17 protein-coding genes are annotated in these 18,615 nt (G+C 44.5%); 6 read left to right on the top strand and 11 right to left on the bottom strand.

The genetic code is table 11. The features are described from left to right. Positions 1–86: 86 nt before the first annotated feature. Positions 87–581, bottom strand: a complete 495-nt coding sequence (locus IP485_RS01545; RefSeq protein ID WP_198325701.1) for a nuclear transport factor 2 family protein — start codon at positions 579–581, stop codon at positions 87–89. Positions 582–940: 359 nt separating this feature from the next. After that, positions 941–2,107 carry a hemolysin family protein gene (locus IP485_RS01550; protein ID WP_413786441.1) on the bottom strand — a complete coding sequence of 389 codons (1,167 nt, stop codon included), beginning with the start codon at positions 2,105–2,107 and terminating at the stop codon, positions 941–943. A gap of 700 nt (positions 2,108–2,807) precedes the next feature. Between IP485_RS01550 and yajC the strand changes: the two genes are divergently transcribed. The 6 genes from yajC (at position 2,808) to IP485_RS01580 (ending at position 9,540) form a co-directional block, all read left to right on the top strand. Continuing rightward, positions 2,808–3,134 carry a preprotein translocase subunit YajC gene (gene yajC, locus IP485_RS01555; protein WP_194363092.1) on the top strand — a complete coding sequence of 109 codons (327 nt, stop codon included), beginning with the start codon at positions 2,808–2,810 and terminating at the stop codon, positions 3,132–3,134. A gap of 354 nt (positions 3,135–3,488) precedes the next feature. Continuing rightward, complete coding sequence (secD, locus tag IP485_RS01560) at positions 3,489–5,366, top strand: protein translocase subunit SecD (protein ID WP_194363091.1); 1,878 nt, start codon at positions 3,489–3,491, stop codon at positions 5,364–5,366. 9 nt (positions 5,367–5,375) lie between these two features. After that, entirely contained in the window at positions 5,376–6,647 is a 1,272-nt protein-coding gene (gene secF / locus IP485_RS01565; RefSeq protein ID WP_198325702.1) for a protein translocase subunit SecF, read from the top strand. 330 nt (positions 6,648–6,977) lie between these two features. Continuing rightward, on the top strand, positions 6,978–8,372 hold the full coding sequence (locus tag IP485_RS01570) for an MATE family efflux transporter (RefSeq protein WP_198325703.1): 1,395 nt from the start codon (positions 6,978–6,980) through the stop codon (positions 8,370–8,372). A gap of 87 nt (positions 8,373–8,459) precedes the next feature. Continuing rightward, positions 8,460–9,188 carry an AzlC family ABC transporter permease gene (locus IP485_RS01575; RefSeq protein ID WP_198325704.1) on the top strand — a complete coding sequence of 243 codons (729 nt, stop codon included), beginning with the start codon at positions 8,460–8,462 and terminating at the stop codon, positions 9,186–9,188. Further along, positions 9,181–9,540 carry an AzlD domain-containing protein gene (locus IP485_RS01580; protein WP_198325705.1) on the top strand — a complete coding sequence of 120 codons (360 nt, stop codon included), beginning with the start codon at positions 9,181–9,183 and terminating at the stop codon, positions 9,538–9,540. The genes IP485_RS01575 and IP485_RS01580 overlap by 8 nt, the downstream gene beginning before the upstream one ends. Before the next feature lie 121 nt (positions 9,541–9,661). Here IP485_RS01580 and purF read toward each other — a convergent pair whose 3' ends face one another. From purF to IP485_RS01625, 9 genes are all read right to left on the bottom strand, one after another. After that, positions 9,662–11,197 carry an amidophosphoribosyltransferase gene (purF, locus tag IP485_RS01585; RefSeq protein WP_194363086.1) on the bottom strand — a complete coding sequence of 512 codons (1,536 nt, stop codon included), beginning with the start codon at positions 11,195–11,197 and terminating at the stop codon, positions 9,662–9,664. Between the two features lie 208 nt (positions 11,198–11,405). Continuing rightward, entirely contained in the window at positions 11,406–11,903 is a 498-nt protein-coding gene (locus IP485_RS01590) for a CvpA family protein (RefSeq protein WP_194363085.1), read from the bottom strand. 30 nt (positions 11,904–11,933) lie between these two features. After that, a complete protein-coding gene (locus tag IP485_RS01595) occupies positions 11,934–12,968 on the bottom strand; it encodes a quinone-dependent dihydroorotate dehydrogenase (RefSeq protein ID WP_198325706.1) in 1,035 nt (344 codons plus the stop codon). Positions 12,969–13,116: 148 nt separating this feature from the next. Further along, a complete protein-coding gene (locus IP485_RS01600) occupies positions 13,117–13,530 on the bottom strand; it encodes a DUF4870 family protein (protein ID WP_198325707.1) in 414 nt (137 codons plus the stop codon). Between the two features lie 427 nt (positions 13,531–13,957). Then, complete coding sequence (gene gspM, locus IP485_RS01605; protein ID WP_198325708.1) at positions 13,958–14,527, bottom strand: type II secretion system protein GspM; 570 nt, start codon at positions 14,525–14,527, stop codon at positions 13,958–13,960. A 32-nt stretch (positions 14,528–14,559) separates the two neighbouring features. Continuing rightward, a complete protein-coding gene (gene gspL / locus IP485_RS01610; RefSeq protein ID WP_198325709.1) occupies positions 14,560–15,813 on the bottom strand; it encodes a type II secretion system protein GspL in 1,254 nt (417 codons plus the stop codon). A 174-nt stretch (positions 15,814–15,987) separates the two neighbouring features. After that, a complete protein-coding gene (locus tag IP485_RS01615; RefSeq protein WP_198325710.1) occupies positions 15,988–16,446 on the bottom strand; it encodes a SixA phosphatase family protein in 459 nt (152 codons plus the stop codon). A gap of 59 nt (positions 16,447–16,505) precedes the next feature. Further along, positions 16,506–17,798: an NAD(P)H-dependent glycerol-3-phosphate dehydrogenase gene (locus IP485_RS01620; RefSeq protein ID WP_198325711.1), complete on the bottom strand. Its 1,293-nt coding sequence runs from the start codon at positions 17,796–17,798 to the stop codon at positions 16,506–16,508. 150 nt (positions 17,799–17,948) lie between these two features. Continuing rightward, positions 17,949–18,608 (bottom strand): nitroreductase, encoded by a 660-nt coding sequence (locus tag IP485_RS01625; RefSeq protein ID WP_198325712.1) that lies wholly within the window; start codon positions 18,606–18,608, stop codon positions 17,949–17,951. Positions 18,609–18,615: the final 7 nt, after the last annotated feature.

The raw sequence follows: 18,615 nt of genomic DNA on the forward strand, positions 1-18,615 counted from the left end.
AGCAAAATTGAGCCACGCTAACATCAGTATTAGCCATCTTAAGATAATTAAATCGTGTCAATGTACTCACTGATGATAAGCCGTCGCTAATTTATCGCCACTTGTGACACAGCTCGTAACAGAACCGCATTACCCGTAGACAAGGTGAGCGTTACTCGAGAGGTCGTCACAAATGAGACTTGCTGACCGTTTTTGACCCAGCTCTCATTTGTCGTGACACTGGCCTTTGCCTGTGAACCCGTAATAACGATATTGTCCACAGAGATATCATAGCGGTAGTTAGACGTATCATTCCAGCTGTTTTGAAGCAACTTTAAGTAAGCGTCTTTATCCAAGCTAGTAGACTTGCCCTTTCGAGACAATGAAATAAGTGCATCATCGGACACCAAGCGCGAGACTTGATTGACATTTTGGCTATTCGCTGATGACTTCATCGCAGCTGCGTAATTTTGCACCAGAGCTTCGGTCATGTCGGCCGCTTGTGCACTGATACTAACGGTGCTGGCCACTGCTATTATGGCAGTGATGCTGGCGCCTTTTATCAATAGAGCTAATAACCCATTTTCCCATAATCGTTTCATAATGATCCTTAGCGATGCTATTTTCGTCACTGTCATATATAAACAGTGAACGACTTTATATCATTGTGTGACTTGTCGCGTTAAGTTTAGAGCCTGTCCTGATTTAATAGTAAGAATAAAAATCAGAGCACACCCTAATTGTTTATCAAAATAAAGGTATTCATATAATAGGCTGAGCCTATCATCCAATTCTCACAGCCATGTGACACCCTGTGTGATTATTGCGAACATCAACACGACAGAATCCAATCCAGTTTATGCTCGATTAATCACTATATCATTGATTGAAGAGTAGAATATGTTCACTACAGTCAGTATTAGCCATCGATAAGTTTGATGCCACTTTAGCTTGTATCGCCTTACTTGAATCGTTCTGTCTTAGTATCAGCATCTTCGGGCAGCTCATCATCACTGAGCTTCATACCCAAACGCTCAACTCTTCTGTCCATCATTTGCCTTGCCAGTGCCTGCATGTCTTCGACGCGATCTATCTCATCGACAATTTCTAGACCTAATAACGTTTCGAACACATCTTCTAAAGTGACTAAGCCTTTGACTTCGCCATACTCCCCCACAGTCACTGCAATATGAATGCGGTTTTTTAGCATAAGCTCCAACAAGTCAAACAGCTTCATTTTGGAGAATACAAAGGTAATGTCCCGTTTGAACTGTGTCAAAGGCTTGTGCATCGCATGGTTGACTTTGGCCAGCAGCATATCGGTCTTTAGAACAAACCCCGTAATGTTGTCCAAATCGCCATCATAGATTGGTAATCGAGAGAACGTCAGTTTTGGACGATCAACCAATAACTCAGCAACGGTTTTGTTTTCTTCGAACGCCAATATCACTGAACGCGGCGTCATGATGTCTTCGACTTTTATGGCGCCAAATGCCAATAAATTACGAATGATACGTGACTCTAATGGATCGATTTGCCCTGACTCTTCACCGATACTCGCCAATGCTGCAAACTCGCGACGACTAAAGGCCTGTGGCTCTTTGCCGCGTACTAGCAACTTGGTTAACTTTTCTGATACCCAAATCAATGGATATAGCAGTAAAATAATACCTCGCACAAAATAGGCGACCATGCCACCTAGTTGGCGCCAGTATATGGTTCCGAGCGTTTTTGGCATGATTTCTGACAAAAACAAAATAGCCAGTGTCATAATCGCAGAAAAGAGTCCAAACCATGCACTACCAAATACAATCGTCGCCTGTGCACCAGCACCGATAGACCCTAGCGTATGCGCCACCGTATTCAACGTTAAAATCGCGGCTAACGACTGATCGATATTATCGACCTTTAATCGTTTAAGCATACTGGCTTTTTTGGGATTGGTTTCTTGGATATCAGCAATATAAGACGGTGTCATGCTAAGTAGTGCAGCTTCTGCCAACGAACAAATAAATGAGATACCAATGGCTATCAATACAAAAAAGATAAGCAGTAAAATGCTACTTGCACTTGGATCAGCCAATGCTTCAGCGGCAAAAGCTGGATATGGCAATAACAGCATCACCATCAGCGCTGATAATCCAGCCATTGGCTTAGCATCATTAAGACGCTCTAAATAGCGCGGTGTCGGAGGAGGTTTAGCAGACGCGTCGTTACTATGAGCGCGCGGACGACGTAAACGAGGTACAAACATAAAAGAGGTGGACAAGTTAGGTAACCTAAAAAGATAAGAGGGAAATAGTATAATAATCAAACCCTAATGATAGCAATACCATATATAGTATTTACTCGCTGTCATTAATAGTTATTCAAAGCCAATTTAGTAGTGCCGCAAAGCGATACCAAGCCTTTGCAGACTGCTTACTAAGTATAGGCAATTATTGCCATTTGATAGTAGCATTGATGATGCCTTTTCACAATAAGTCCCTGTTTTTAAGTCTTTATCTTTTGGTGTGCCTTATTTTTACAAACCTGTTCCGCCGTATTAAAATGTATATGACAGTTGATTACGGCGCTGATAGGGTATCCGTATAACGTAATCTGAGACTGACAGCACGTATTTTTTCACTCTACCATCCATTCTATGATAACGACGTATCCTTAAAATAGGATGATGACAGGCATTAGCTGATAGATAGTCTTGCCCAATAGTGCATCACTCCATCAAGAAAAACACGCTCGGCCTATGATTAACAGTTACCAAGTCTGGGATTTTTTGTTACTATGCGTCTAATTTTATTATTATCCATGACTTACTGAGAGATATTATGTTCTTATTCATTCAAGCAGCTCATGCTGCCGAAACTGCTGGTGCTGCCTCATTATTCGGTCAGATTTTACTGCCTGTTGCCTTTTTTGCGATTTTTTACTTTTTGGTTATTCGCCCGCAATCTAAGCGTACCAAAGAGCATCGTGCGATGGTCAACGCTTTAAAAGTTGGCAGCGAGATTATTTTTGCTGGTGGCTTAATGGGTCGTATTAAAGACATCGAAGGCGACTATGCAGTTGTGAGCCTAAACAACAATACTGATGTAAAAGTACAACGTGCGTCTGTTATCTCAGTATTGCCTGCTGGCACGATCGAAAGCGTATAATTATTACTGGTTTTTGATAGGTAATGATTTGATGGTCGTATCACTAAAGAGTGTCACGATTAAAAAATGACCGTATATTGCTTACGGTCATTTTTCGCTATTAAAGCAATGACGTCGAGCTACCACACTATTGAATATGCTATTTTTGTTAGGTGTGTTGATAATATTTTTGGTGACTCAATAAAGAGACATCTGTATTATTTGCTTTACTGCTCTACCTACTATCATCGCGGATGATCGCAATGGTGCATGATAACGACTGCCAAACTGGCACTCGACCGTTGCTATCGCTAACTTCCCATCTGCTAACTTGTGGCCTATTCGCCAGTCGTTTATCAACTTAAAGAAGTGATTATGCAATATCCCGCTTGGAAATACTTACTGATTGCCGCCGTGCTCATCATTGCCGGTCTATATGCTGCCCCTAACCTCTATCCTGACGAACCTGCCGTACAGATTACCAGTGCAGCAGCAGGTACGCAGTTGTCTGAAAGCATCCTGACCCAATCTCAGGATTTGCTCAAAGAGGCAGGTCTAGACAATCATGATGGGACGTTTGAGGGCAACAGTGCCCTAGTACGTCTTGACAATCCAGTCGATCAGCTAAAAGCGCAAGAAGTGCTACGTAAAAATTTGGGTGAGGACTATGTGGTCGCACTCAACTTAGCACAGACCACCCCGCAATGGCTACGTGATATCGGTGCAAGACCGATGAAACTGGGTCTGGATTTGCGCGGCGGTGTCCGTTTTGTACTCGAAGTCGATATGGACAAGGCGCTCGAACAGCGTTTGACCAGTGCCAGTCGTGATATGCGACGTGAGCTACGCGCTGAACGAGTAGCAATTAAAGGTATCAAGACCGAAAATCAAGGTGTGGTGTTGCATTTTGCGGATACTGATACTCGTAACCGTGCACAAAATATTTTGCAAGGTACGATGAGTGCTACCTTTAATTTGCAATCGTCTATTGACGATCAAGGTCCTGCTCTGGTTTTAGCGTACAACGATGCAACCATTGATGAAATCAACAGCTACGCGGTCAATCAGAACTTGACCACGTTACGCAATCGTATTGCAGAGCTGGGTGTGACTGAGGCACTCGTACAGTCGCAAGGCGCTAGCCGTATCGTGGTCGAGCTGCCTGGTGTACAAGATACTGCTGAAGCCAAACGTGTCCTTGGGCGTACTGCAAACCTTGAGTTTCGTATGGTGGCAGAAGACGCCGATAGCTATACAGGCGGCATACCTCCTGCAGGTACTGAAGCGTTCCCATTTGAAACGCTTGATGGTGCACCAGTCTTACTAGAGCGCCAAGCAATCGTCACAGGTGATAAAGTCACCAATGCACAGACCGGCGTTGATGAAAGCGGTATGCCAGAAGTCAGCATTACGCTAGATAGTGCTGGTGGTAAACTCATGCAAAACGCCACTCGTACCGCAGTTGGCAAACAGATGGCCGTACTGTTCATCGAAAACAAGCAAAGAATCACTTATGAAGAAGATGCAGCCACTGGCGAGACGACCGAAGTGCGTACGCCTTATGCTGAGACAAAAGTGATCAACCGCGCTAACATTCAAGCGGTACTGGGCTCATCATTCCGTATTACGGGTCTAGACAGCAGTGCTGAAGCCGCTGAGCTTGCTCTGCTGTTACGTTCAGGCGCGCTTGCTGCACCGATGTATTTTGTAGAAGAGCGTACCATTGGCCCATCACTAGGCCAAGAAAACATCGATAAAGGCTTATTCTCTACACAGGTCGGGTATCTTTTAGTCTTTGCGTTTATGATTATCTTCTATCGCCTGTTTGGTGTCATTGCCAACATCGCCCTAGCGGTTAACGTGATCATCATCATCTCTATTATGTCGATTTTGGGTTCATCACTTACCTTGCCAGGTATTGCTGGTATTGTATTGACCATCGGTATGGCAGTTGATGCCAACGTTCTAATCTTTGAGCGAATACGAGAAGAGATTGCAAATGGTGTCCGGCCAAAGTCCGCCATCGTGGCAGGTTTTGATCGAGCATTTAGTAGTATTTTCGATGCCAACATCACAACTCTATTGGTCGCATTTATCTTATTTGCGATTGGTACAGGTCCGATTAAAGGCTTTGCGATTACGCTAGCTATTGGTATTGTCAGCTCATTGTTCACCGCTATTTTGGTGACACGTGCACTGATACAAATTGCTTATGGTAAGCGTAAATCCATCAAACGTCTGAGCATCGGTTAGGAGAACACTATGGCAATCGATAAAAACAAGCCTTTAGAACAGCAAAACACCCCAGATCGAAATGGTTCAGGTGGCTCAAACAGTGACACGGCAAGTACAAGCACGCGTCGCCGCAATAAACCACGCCGTGATGGTAAAGGTAGCAATACCAAGACCAATAACCCAACGACCGCAAACTCTGCTAAAAGCAGCAGTCGTCGCGGTGGTAAGGACCAAGCTAATAAAGACAGCCAAGCATTATCGACTGCGGTAAATCCTGAGATAGTGTCAAGTGATGCTACCGATGATGCTGCAGCCATTGCTGAGGGCGGTATCAAAGCCCTTGGCGATAAGCGTATCATTCCGTTTATGAAGATAGAAAAGCCGATGGCATTACTATCTTTATTTATGGTCATTGCTAGTATCATTGCTATCGCTGTCAACGGCTTGAACTTAGGTCTTGATTTTACGGGTGGTGTGTCTGCAGATGTGCGCTATGAGCAGCCTGTCGAACAAGTGGCTGTGGTACAAGCACTTGCTGACAATGGATTCGATGATGCAGTAGTACAGTATTTAGGAACACGAGAAGAGCTGTTGGTACGTCTGCCACCGCAGTCAGACAATGTCGATGGCCTCAGCACTAGCCTGACTCAGGCACTTGCCTTACCAAGTAACACTGCTGCGATCAGTAACGTCAATATCATTGGTAGTCAGGTTGGTAACGAAGTTTACCTAAACTCTGTCATGTCGCTGGTATTGGCATTGGTCTGTATGCTTGGCTATGTTGCCCTGCGTTTCCAGTTCAAATTGTCCCTTGGCGCCGTATTGTCGCTCTTTCATGATGCTATCGTGACCATTGGTATCTTTGCCTTATTTGGCTTCCCTTTCGACTTAACCGTCTTGGCCGCTATTTTGGCACTGGTTGGTTATTCTATCAATGATACCATTGTTGTTTATGACCGTATCCGCGAAAACTTTCGCCGTGTTCGTGGTATTACACCAGAACAGACGATTGATTTGTCGCTGACCGAAACCCTACGCCGTACCATTATGACCATCTCAACCGTGTTATTGGTTGTGTTGGCTATGCTATTCTTAGGCGGTGATGGATTATACTGGTTCTCAGTGGCACTATTTATTGGCTTAATTGCGGGTACTTACTCATCGACTTATATCGCAAGCTCGATTCCATTACGTATGGGTCTATCGCGCGATGACTTTATTGTCAAAGTAAAACCAGAGTTCGAAGAAGAAATCGTTACCTTTAATGACCCAAAAATGTTTGAGCAAGATAACGTCTAATAGGTTAGATGATGCACTGATATAGCGCATTACGATGCTTAGAATATTTATTTAGCAAGTTTAGTTGATTCAGTTTAAAAGAGGTACGAGGCAACCGAACGCAGATGTATATGTGATACTTCAAATAAGGTTAACGCGGTAACTCTTTTATAGAGGATTGACTATAGTAATGATGTTTGAATAAAGGCACCTGACTCATGCATAGTGAGTCTAGGTGCTTTTGTCTTTATAGCTATTTTGTCTCATATATTCGATGGGTTGCAGCTCGGCTTTACCTACACTCAAAAAACAGACTGCCCCCTTTATCGCCTACGTATCAACGAGCCCCCAATGTCAGCTAACACGTCAACGTCTAACGCCATGCCACCTATTAACACAAGCTATAAGCGTATTGTTGCGATTGCGCTGCCTGTATTATTGGCTAATTTGGCCATGCCATTACAAAGCGTCATTGATACAGCGATTGTGGGCAATATGAATGAGACGGCCAAACTGGCTGGCATGGGTTTGGCCATACAATTGCTGTCATTATTACTGGTTAGCTTTAACTTCTTGCAGTATGCCTCATCTGGACTTGCTGCACAGGCATTAGGACAGCTAGCTGGTAATACTGACGGTACATCAGTAGTATCAGCGCCCACGCCTTTATTGTCTATTTTACAACGCGCCTTATTATTGGCATTTATCATTGGGACAGTGCTACTACTAGCAAAGCCGTGGTTGATTGACATTGGCCTGCAAGCATTGTCAGCCAATCCCGACAGTGGCACCGCTGCAAAGACTTATTTGGATGTACGCTTTTGGGGCGTGATCGCTGAGCTAATGAACTTTGCGTTTATTGGCTGGTTTGCCGGACAAGGCAAGACGCGTTACATGCTCTATCAACAGGGCTTTATCGCTGTACTCAATATCGTGTTGACCCTGTTTTTTGTCTTTGGTATGCAAATGGATTTGGTGGGTGTGGCACTGGGTACAACCCTAGCCTTTTGGGCAGGTGTACTACTGGCACTCTGGTTAAGCCGTCAGCATTTAGGCCTATCTTGGACAGCATTGTTTAAAGCCGATCGACAGTATTTCACGAAAGATAAAATGCTTAGGCTATTCTCTTTAAACAAAGACATCTTTGTTCGTACGCTTATATTGACTGTGAGCTTTGCTTGGATCACTCGACTCGCGGCACAAAGTGGCGATGTCATATTGGCCGCCAACGCAATTTTACTGCAAGTATTAAGCATCTCTGCCTTTGCCCTTGATGGTGTTGCTGTGTCTGCTGAAACCTTAAGTGGTCAGGCAGCAGGACGACGTGATTGGCCGCGCTTTCGTACTATTGTAAGGCGTACTGGCGTCGTCAGTTACGGCCTTGCCATCATGTTGAGCATTATCTGGTGGCTTGCAATGCCAACTTATCTAGCATTTATGACCAATATCGAGCCGGTCTTTACTCTCGCCTATGAGTATCATCTTTATGCAGTGCTGTTACCTATTGTCGGCGTTGGCGCGTATTGGCTCGATGGTGTGTTTTTTGGTCTGACGGCTGGCAGCGTGATTAGAAATGCGGCGCTGATACTGGCTACTATCTTCTTCCCGCTGAGCTGGCTGCTGTATCAGCAATGGGATATGACGGGTATTTGGCTCAGTGTCTGGTGTCTATTGCTATTAAGGCTCATCATTTTGGGCGGGTTTTTATATCGCGGTCATCGATCAGGTAGCTATCAAAGACTATAACCAAAAGCATCATTTTTTATGATTATTAGAGCGTGTCCTCATTAAACCCATATCTTTATAAAATATCGCAAAAATATAGGATGTCCTGTGACAACTCATTCAAATGAAATAGGCACTCAGCCAGCATTTAGCTATCGCTGGGCTGAGGGCTTTAAAAAAAGCCTACCCGTAGCGATGGGCTATTTACCTGCTGGTATTGCCTTTGGTGTACTGGCTCAAGTCGCCGGCATCCCTATATGGGCCACGATTATGCTTAGTATCGTGTTATATGCTGGCGCGGCGCAATATGCTTGTCTGCCGATGCTGAGTGCGGGCTTACCAATCGGCAATATCGCAACCAATATTGCAGCGATTAATTTGCGTCACGTATTTTATGGTATGCCGCTGTTGCAATACTTACCAAAAAATAAACTGGCCAAAACGTATTGTCTGTTTGCCCTGACTGATGAGACATTCTCGGTAATGACCAGCTTGCCTAATGAGTCACGACGAGCACTGATACTCCCTATCAGCTTGTTTAACCAAAGCTGGTGGGTCATTGCGAGTACGGTGGGCGTAATCATCGGTAGTACGCTCAGTGACTTAGTACCAAATTTAGATTTTGCATTGGTCTGTTTGTTTGCGATATTGGCTTATGAGCAGTTTCAAAGTATCAAACGCTATTTCCCAATTGGCATCGCTATCATTGGCTTAGTCGTCGCCTCTTTATTTACCAGCGATTGGTTGCTATTGGTCGCCATTACCATCTGCATGCTGATGATATTGGCACGTGGGTTGTGGGTAGAACGGTATAAGGCAGGAGCAAATCATGAGTAGCAGTTATCTTATTTTCGCCACTTTTTCGATGGCCGCAGTGACTTTTATCACACGTGCCTTGCCTTCCTTGATACCTAGAAAGGTGCTAGATACGCCGTGGCTGCACCGATTGAATGAGAGCTTGCCGTTATCGGTCATGGTATTGCTCATTTTTACGAGCCTAACCTATTCAGGTGTATCGACAGATATTGCCCTAAATAATACAGAGCTACATTTATTAATGGCACAAGTTGGGGCGCTTTGCTTGGTACTATTGGTATACCATGTCAGCCGTCAGCTCTTGGTCAGTATGATTGTGGGCATTGCCGCCATCAATGGGCTGTTTTGGTTATTTAGCCAGCTGTTGGGTTAAGAATATTTTGAGCTGATACTATTTTTTAGCGGTAGTTTAAGCACAAAAAAGCTGGATTCTATAAAGAATCCAGCTTTTTTTATACTTAAGGCCTAGCTAAAAATAATGGCTTAAGTTCAGCTTAAAGCTCCTCAACACCCATCATGTCAACTGGGGTATCGGCCACTATTTGTACGCCTTTTTTACCTGTTTTGGCAGTGTCGTTACGCTGCTCTTGCAAGTGATCAAGATACGCTTCATTGATCTGTCCGGTGATATAACAACCATTGAATACCGCACAATCAAAGCCTTCAACTTTGCTGTGCTTGGTGTCTTTTACCGCATCGATCAAATCATCCAAGTCTTGGAAGATCAAACGATCAGCACCGATAATCTCACGCACTTCTTCGACACTGTTGCCTGACGCAATCAGCTCAGTACGTACAGGCATATCAATGCCATATACATTCGGGAACTTGACAGGTGGCGATGCACTTGCAAAGAATACTTTGTTTGCGCCAGCATCACGCGCCATCTGAATGATTTCATGACACGTCGTACCACGGACGATTGAGTCATCAACCAACAGTACATTTTTGCCTTTGAACTCTAGTGGAACGGCGCTGAGCTTTTGGCGAACCGACTTTTTGCGCTGCTGCTGACCTGGCATAATAAACGTACGACCGATGTAGCGGTTTTTCATAAATCCTTCACGGTACTTGACATTCATTTTGAGCGCCAGCTCCATCGCTGAGGTACGTGAGGTATCTGGAATCGGAATAACCACATCGATATCATGATCCTCACCCCATTCAGCAAGGATTTTATCTGCCAGTTTTTCACCCATGCGGAGGCGTGATTTATAGACTGAGATATTGTCCATAATAGAGTCTGGACGAGCAAAATACACATACTCAAAGATACAAGGCGTATATTCTTTTTGCTCGACACACTGATGCGTGTGCAGCTTATGGTTCAAATCAATAAAGATTGCTTCACCTGGTCTGACATCACGAACGATAGTGAAGCCTGACCCTGTCAATGCCACTGACTCTGATGCCACCATATATTCAGTGCCGCCATTCGGTGCCATACGCTTACCAAAGATAAGGGGACGGATACCGTTTGGATCACGGAATGCTAGCAGGCCATGGCCAGTAATCAAAGCAACTACGCCATAAGCGCCTTCACAACGTTTATACACGGCTTTGACCGCTTCAAAGATATCATCAGCCGTTGGATGCGTCTTGCCCAGATTCTGCATCTCATGTGCCAGTACGTTCAATAGTACTTCAGAATCTGAATCTGTATTTAGATGGCGACGATCTTCGATATACAAAGACTTGGCCAAGCTCTCAGCATTGGTCAAGTTACCATTATGTGCAAGGGTAATGCCATAAGGCGAGTTGACATAAAATGGTTGAGCTTCAGCGCTGCTTGAAGTACCCGCTGTTGGATAACGAACGTGACCGATACCGAATTTACCAACCAGTTTCATCATATGACGATTCATAAACACGTCACGCACCATGCCATTTTCTTTACGTAGATAGAGTCGTCCATCTTGCAAAGTGACAATACCCGCTGCATCTTGCCCGCGATGCTGTAGCATCGTCAAACCGTCATAAAGTATCTGATTGACTGGCTCGTGAGCTGCAACTCCAATGACTCCACACATAATAGCTATATCCTATTTTGACTCATACATTAGTACGACAATAACGGCAAACTTAACGGCAGTATATTACTAAAACCACTCGTCATCGCCCGCCGCTAACCTGATGATTTTGTAAAAAATTTAACGAGAATTTTTGGTAATCTGTTTTGGATAATTAATGACACACGCAAATATTTAGAAGTATTAAAAGAATTAAAAATAGGGAGAACTACGATTGATTGACTTGATTCCAAGCCATACCCAATACATCTGATACCAAGGCCTTGCCCATCGGTGCATAAGGAAGCAGCTCAGGTGCTAGTACTGAGGTCTGCCACTGTGGCATCTGTACCAATAATGGCGCACTAACACTCAGCACAACCAAGACCATAAGTACGTTTTTGGCAGCACCCAGTACGCCGCCAGCCATTTTATCTAAGACGCCCAAACGTAGCGTCTTGAGTACACCTGAAAACACAAAAGCCACTAGGTGCATGATAGCCAATATGGCAATCACCACTAATAAGAACGCCATGGCCATTTGTAATACAGGGTTTTGTACGATACCAGTCAGTTGCGGTGACACCACGCCTGCGAGCCTAGTAGCCGCAATGAGGGCTATAAACCACCCTACCAAGCCTATCGCTGTTTTAATCAGTCCGACCTGAAAGCCGCGCCACAAGCCAATCAAGACCACAATAGCAATCACAATATCTAAACCACTCATATGCTATGACCCATCATTTTATTCATATGGTTAGCTCTCCATGGCGTCATAATAGCCACCGATTGCTTGGATACAAGACTGTACCAGCCCAGGGCCTCTGTATATGAGCCCTGTATAAAGCTGTACCATGTCCGCGCCTGCTTCGATTTTTTTGACCGCTTTGGCACCGCTATCGATACCGCCCACACCTATCAAAGCAACTTTACCATCTAGCTGATCAGAGAACTGTTGTAAAATTTGGGTACTAATATGGCTCACTGGTCGACCTGATAGACCGCCCATCTGATCGCCATCACGTAAATCTTCAACGCCCACACGGCTCAAGGTTGTATTGGTCGCAATCAAACCATCAATCTCAAAATCTATCAGCTGCTGTGAGATATAATCCACTTGCAGAGGCTCTAAATCAGGAGCAACTTTAAGCACCAGTGGCACATAAAAACCATATTCAGTGGCCAGTTGACTGTGACGGTTTTTGATGGTGTCCATCAAACGAGTTAGGGCCTCGCCGCTTTGCAAATCACGTAAATTCTTAGTATTCGGCGATGAGATATTGACCGTAATATATGAGGCATGCGGATAGGCGCGCTCTAAACAATAGACGTAATCATCGGCAGCTTGCTCGACTGGCGTATCGGCGTTTTTGCCAATATTGATACCGATATTGCCTTTATACTTGCAGCGTTTGACATTGTCGATCAGATAATCGATGCCTTCATTATTAAATCCCATACGATTGATAATCGCATCTGCTTGTTTGATTCTGAACAATCTTGGCTTATCGTTGCCTACTTGCGGTCTTGGTGTCACTGTCCCTACTTCGATAAAACCAAAGCCTAGCTCTGCGAGTGCATCGATATAGTCACCGTTTTTGTCCAACCCTGCCGCCAAACCAACGGGATTAGCAAACTGCAATCCCATGCAATCCGTGGGTTGCATCGACTGACCATATGCCAAGCCTAGCACACGCGCTTTGTGCGCTTTATCCAATAAAGACAGCGTCATCTCATGGGCGTGCTCGGGATCCAGATTAAACAAAAAAGGACGAAGTAAGGCATAAGACATAGTAATGACAGACCCTGCTCGAAAAAAGTGAATGAATAATGCGAATGAAATCAGGCGCAGCGATTATATCAGCTTAACAGAAATAAGAGCAAAGTTTCATGCGGTAAATTTCTATATTCGCACTGTAGTAAATACAGATTAACCGCTATCAGGGCACAGGACGACCATCGGTCAGCGCAATCCAACCACGTATGATGCGGTATAAGTGCCAGATAAAGGTAAAGGTCATAATAAGTAAACCCACCCCTGCCAACAATACCGAACCGATAGCAATATTACCACTATCAGCCAGCATGCCAACGCCAAAGCCACCAAATGCAAAGGTAATGATAATAATACCAACGATGAACCAAACAATACTGTACCAAAAAGTCTTAATCTGCCAATCAAAGTGCGTGGCCAGCCAGGTTCCATCAGCATCGTGACGTTTGGCATAGTTCATGACAATCGGCACAATCCACAGTAGACCTGCCGTAAAGTAACTGATCACATATAAGAAATAAGTGATGTGATTATAAGTAGTCAAAGAACGCTGCGTATCGTTTCTCAGTCTGTCACTCATTGTATGGGTTTTTCCTTACAGGTAAGTATTTGTGCTCATTAATCACTATAGGTAGAGGCAGTTTAGTGATGTGACTGCTGGTCGGATTGGCTATCGAGCGATTGTTTATGGTTTTATGTATTTGGCTAATACACATTTAATGGTGCTAGATGAGTTGCTTTTCAATGATACCAAGGATAAAGCCCTAGGGCGTGTCATCAATTAGCACATTAATGCATTTAGTGGCCTTAAAATGGCTAAATTTTGCTAAACATCGTCAGTAATTTTGTCAATATGTTCATATTAACGGCAATTTCTTCCTTGTTTATCTACAATTTTTCTCATTTTAAGACTCACAATCTAATTGATGACACGCCCTAGTTTGAAATCAAACACAAAATGCGATGGCATAAAAATGACTGAGAGTTAAGCATCTGTCTGACGCATTCTATAAAGCGACTGTCGCCTGTACCTGAATAGATTTGTTGGTTGCATCCTGCTGCATAGACAATTGCGTGAACTGCCAACCTTGTTGCTCAAGTTTGCCAAGTGCCGTACTGACCACTGCTTGGCTCGGATGCGTAAAGCTCAATTGTACTGAATCACCAGCTGCAACCACTTGAGCATTTGCAATGCCAGAACCACTCAACAACGCGTTAATACGACTGGCAGGTGGCATATCAGCCTCTCCATCAACCGTAGTAGCCGCACTCGATATCTTATTATCGATATTACCTGCTTGAGCACGTAACCAGAAATAATCTGCTACTTGTTCCTGATAGTCGCGTTTACTGTCAGTGGCTGCTTGATGAACACTATAACCACCGTAGCCACCGATAAACAATAGTAAAAATACTGACAATACAGCCAACGCCAACTGATCACGTGCAGGCAGCCGATGCCAACGCGTCGCCAATCCATTTTGATAACTGCTCACACGCTCTGAAAATGCATGCGCTTTAATACTGGTTGTAGAGACAGCTGCACTGCGTTTGGGTCGGCGCTGTAATCGTTTCATGTTTTGACCTTTATTACCAATACCTTGATGAATTATGACGCATTGTTTGTCACAGCATTGCTTGTCACAACATTGTTTTCTACAACATTGACAGTAACTTGACCGCTAAATTGACCTTGCTCAGTGCTATTAACTTGCTCTAATTTGGTACTTAATCCTTGCTCGACAAGCGCACTTGCAAACTTATCAAGACTGTCACGATCTGGCGCAGTTAACGTAAAGCTGAGCGCTGAGGGCTGCATGACTAATGCTTGCGCACGCAACGAAGACTGTTTAATCAGTGGTGATATCCGTGATAGTACTGCCATATGTGCAGCCGCTGCTTGGCTATCACTGCGCAATTTTGGTTGCAGCTGTACTTGCAGCTTGGTGCGTGTGCTCAGTGGCTCGTCTGCAAACCAAGATTGATACTGCGCTGCAATTTCAGTCTTAGTCGCAGCACTCGCTGCGTTGTATTGATACCACTGTACGCCATCGGTTGCCATTTGTAGCACTAAGGCAGATAGCGCCACCATCATCGCAACCCGCAGATACGGTGACAGTTGTGAGTCAGTTGATTTAACAAAGAAATTGAGCGCATGACGTTCGGGATTGTCGACTGGCTTGGGCGTCGTGGCCAATGTCGTGAGTAAAAGCTGATGATCTGCAACAAGTGCGGCTGTTTGCGCCACAAAACTTATTGGCATTGATGGGTTTAAAGGATCCTCTGCAGCCTCAATAGCTGGCAATATCAGCACTTCACTCAAGTAAGAAAACCGCTCGAATATCAATGGCAAATAACTAACGGCCATACCCTGACGCCATGATTGGCGCAATAGTATGGTGTACTCATCTTGATAAAGGGTTACTTGCTGACCTGCACCCTCTTCTGGCGGCGGCAGCAATAAAAAGTCTGGAAGCAGCGCAGCGATATGTAAGCCAACCAGCTCGGCACTTTGCTGCCATGCCTCAATGTCACTTTGCGCCAGTGCATATAGTTGCGTATCATCCGCATGATTCAATTGACGAATAGACAGCTGCTCAACAGGCGTCAATGACGTCTCTTCAAACAAATACTGCTTACCAGTATTACCCAATTGTTTGAGTTGGGCAATATTGAGCTCAGTATCCACTTGCAGTCCGTGGCTTGAAGGAAAATACAAACAAAGCGTTTTTTGGCCATTGGATTTATAGTTACCATAAATGGTTTGCAGCTGTTGCCACCCATCAACCGTTTGCCATTGCTGTATATCTTCGTGCCAGACAGCTAGTGGACTATGCTGCGCTCTTAACCAAACATGTAACACTAAGCGTGTCCTCAATTATTGCGGCGGTTATAAAATATGTTATGAAGCAATACTGTCGTCAAGAAATAATTAGAAAATTTTGCATACTCAGCAAAGCGCTCAGTTTTTATAACTGCTTTTCAGATCAGTCACTTCCGAATCGCTCAAATCTAATCAGTAAACCTATCAACCAGTCTAGTAAGGCTGATCAGGCACAAAACGATCAACTTCAGTTGCCATGCCAGTCATCACAAAATCCATCTCAAACACTCTCGCTTCTGCCAGCGAGAACGACTCGGGATAATCACCTGTGAGCAGTCCGGCGATATAAGCCACGATAGACATATGACAGACCACGACCAGACACTCAGCTTCAATATTGCCAATATCTATCAGCGCTTGACGGGCATCATCAGAGGGTGTGATATTGTCTTGTATTGATGAAGGCACGGTTGGTACAAGCGATTGCAGCACAGCTAGGGTTTGCTGTGCCCGAGTATAAGGGCTGACCACAAAATAATCCGGACTATAATGAGTGGTGAGATACGCTGCCGTTTGCGCGGCTTGCTGCTGACCAAAACTTGTCAACTGACGCGCACTATCTGGTCGCGTCTCATCTTCTGCTTGACCATGACGTACTAATATAATTTTCATAACCTTCCTTGGCACGCTGAGTTAGACGGTCTCTGAATACTATCTCTTACTAATATGTTTTACTTATCAGCATCACTGTTCTTATTCTTGGCACCACTATTAGAGGTTTTCATGTGAGCCGTCAGCGCCGCATTGCTATGATCGTGCGCCATCACAAACTCAACATCACTACGGAAACCGGCTTCCATCAGATGTAATGCAACGCCCAGTGCGGCCTTGTCTTCATAAATCACGGCATAAAGCGCATGGGTGATCGGCATATAGATACCAGCCTTGGTCGCTTTTTCATGTACTTGCTGAATAGTATTGACCCCTTCAGCAGTTTGGCCAAGCTTTTTGACCGCTGCATCAATACTCATACCGCGACCGAGCATGTTGCCGATACGATAGTTACGACTCAACTCTGAGCTACAAGTAGCGTATAAATCTCCTACGCCAGACAGGCCTAAGAACGTGAGCGGGTTGGCTCCCTCTTCAACGCCGAAACGACTCATTTCTGCCAACGCACGTGTCAGTATCATCGCTTTGGTATTTTCGCCTACTTCATAAGCTGCTGCCATACCCATAGCAATTGCATAGATATTTTTGAGAGCGCCACCAAGCTCGACACCTTTGACGTCGTCGCTCGCAAATACTCTAAAGAAGGCACTGTGCAGTGCTGCTTGCACCGCGTGACGCAGAGGCTCAGACTCACTAGCAATCACGGTCGCAGATGGCATATTTTTCATGATTTCAATGGCCAAGTTTGGCCCTGACATGACACCGAAATTCACTTCTGGCAACACTTCTTTGATAATATCACTCATCATCGCAAAGGTGTCTTTTTCCATACCTTTAGTTAATGAGACAATAGACTGCCCACTGATAAAAGGGGCAATATTTTTTAGGGTCTCTCGGAATGCCAGACCTGGTACAGCAATGAAGATGATGTCTTTGTCTTTGACTGATGCGGCCAAATCGTGGCTGTATTTCAAGCGATCATCCAGCTTGTAGCCAGGCAAATACTTCTTATTGGTTTGGGTTTTTGCCATCGCCTTAACGGTACGCTTGTTTCGTACCCACAGCGTGGTATCACAGCCATTACGAGCGGCCAAGTTTGCCATTGCCGTACCGAAGCTGCCGCCGCCCAAAAATACCAAACGCAGCTTAGTAGGGTTACTATGAATCTCTGCCATACCTTTCGCCACTGCTGACTCTACTGCACTAGGGTTCAGTTTTTTGCGGCCGATACCTGATTTTGTTGCCCGCTCAAGGATACCTGCCAGCATACCGTTTTGTTTTTCAGATGTGTTTTTGACCACTTCCTTGTTATCGCTGTCATTGTCTTTTTTACTATTGTTAGGACTTGTCATGTTCTTTTATCCATGTTGACTGACGTATTATCAATAAAACCCATCGTAACCAATATTTGGTGCTAAATGCTTAATTCTATCGTATCCAGCCTACTCGTATAGGCAAAATTATTTTAAAAGCTTTTGACCAAAAGACTGGGCTTGGTCAAATCATGACTCGAAGCGTACCAATGGCTCGATATCTATAGGTTTGCGTTTGGATTCATCTTTTGGACTGGTGCCAGTATAAACAAAAGCGGTCACATAATCATCTGGGCCCACATTGAAATAATCTTTTACTGCAGGCTCATTACAGAGCAATCCAGTACGCCATACGGTACTGAATCCTTGAGCCTTCAAAGCCAAGATTAGATTTTGTACTGCAGCGCCCGCACTTAGCATTTGCTCAAAAGGCGGCACTTTTTTGTGTTCCTGCATTTGAGTCACAACTGTTATGATTAGAGGCGCTCGTAACGGCATATTTTGAGTTTTCTGTATGGTTTTCTCAGACAACTCCTCTCCATCCCTTACTGCTTGCTCCTGAGCTGCTTTGAGCAATGCTTGACCTAACTCATGACGTGCCGCGCCTTGCGTCACAATAAAACGCCATGGGGTCAGTTTTTTATGATCTGGCGCAGTCGTCGCACATTCAATAGCAGATTCAATTTGTGCACGTGTGGGCGCAGGCATATCCAGATTACCCATACTGCGTCTTGAGTTAATCCAGCCAATCAGCTCATCACTGGTAGAGGATATGTCATTTGCTGCTACGTTTTTAACTGAGAGTTTTTTGTCATCTATTTCTTGGTTGTTTTCGTCTATGACTGTCATTCTCTAT

Source organism: Psychrobacter sp. NG27 (assembly GCF_016106655.1).
Classification (GTDB): domain Bacteria; phylum Pseudomonadota; class Gammaproteobacteria; order Pseudomonadales; family Moraxellaceae; genus Psychrobacter.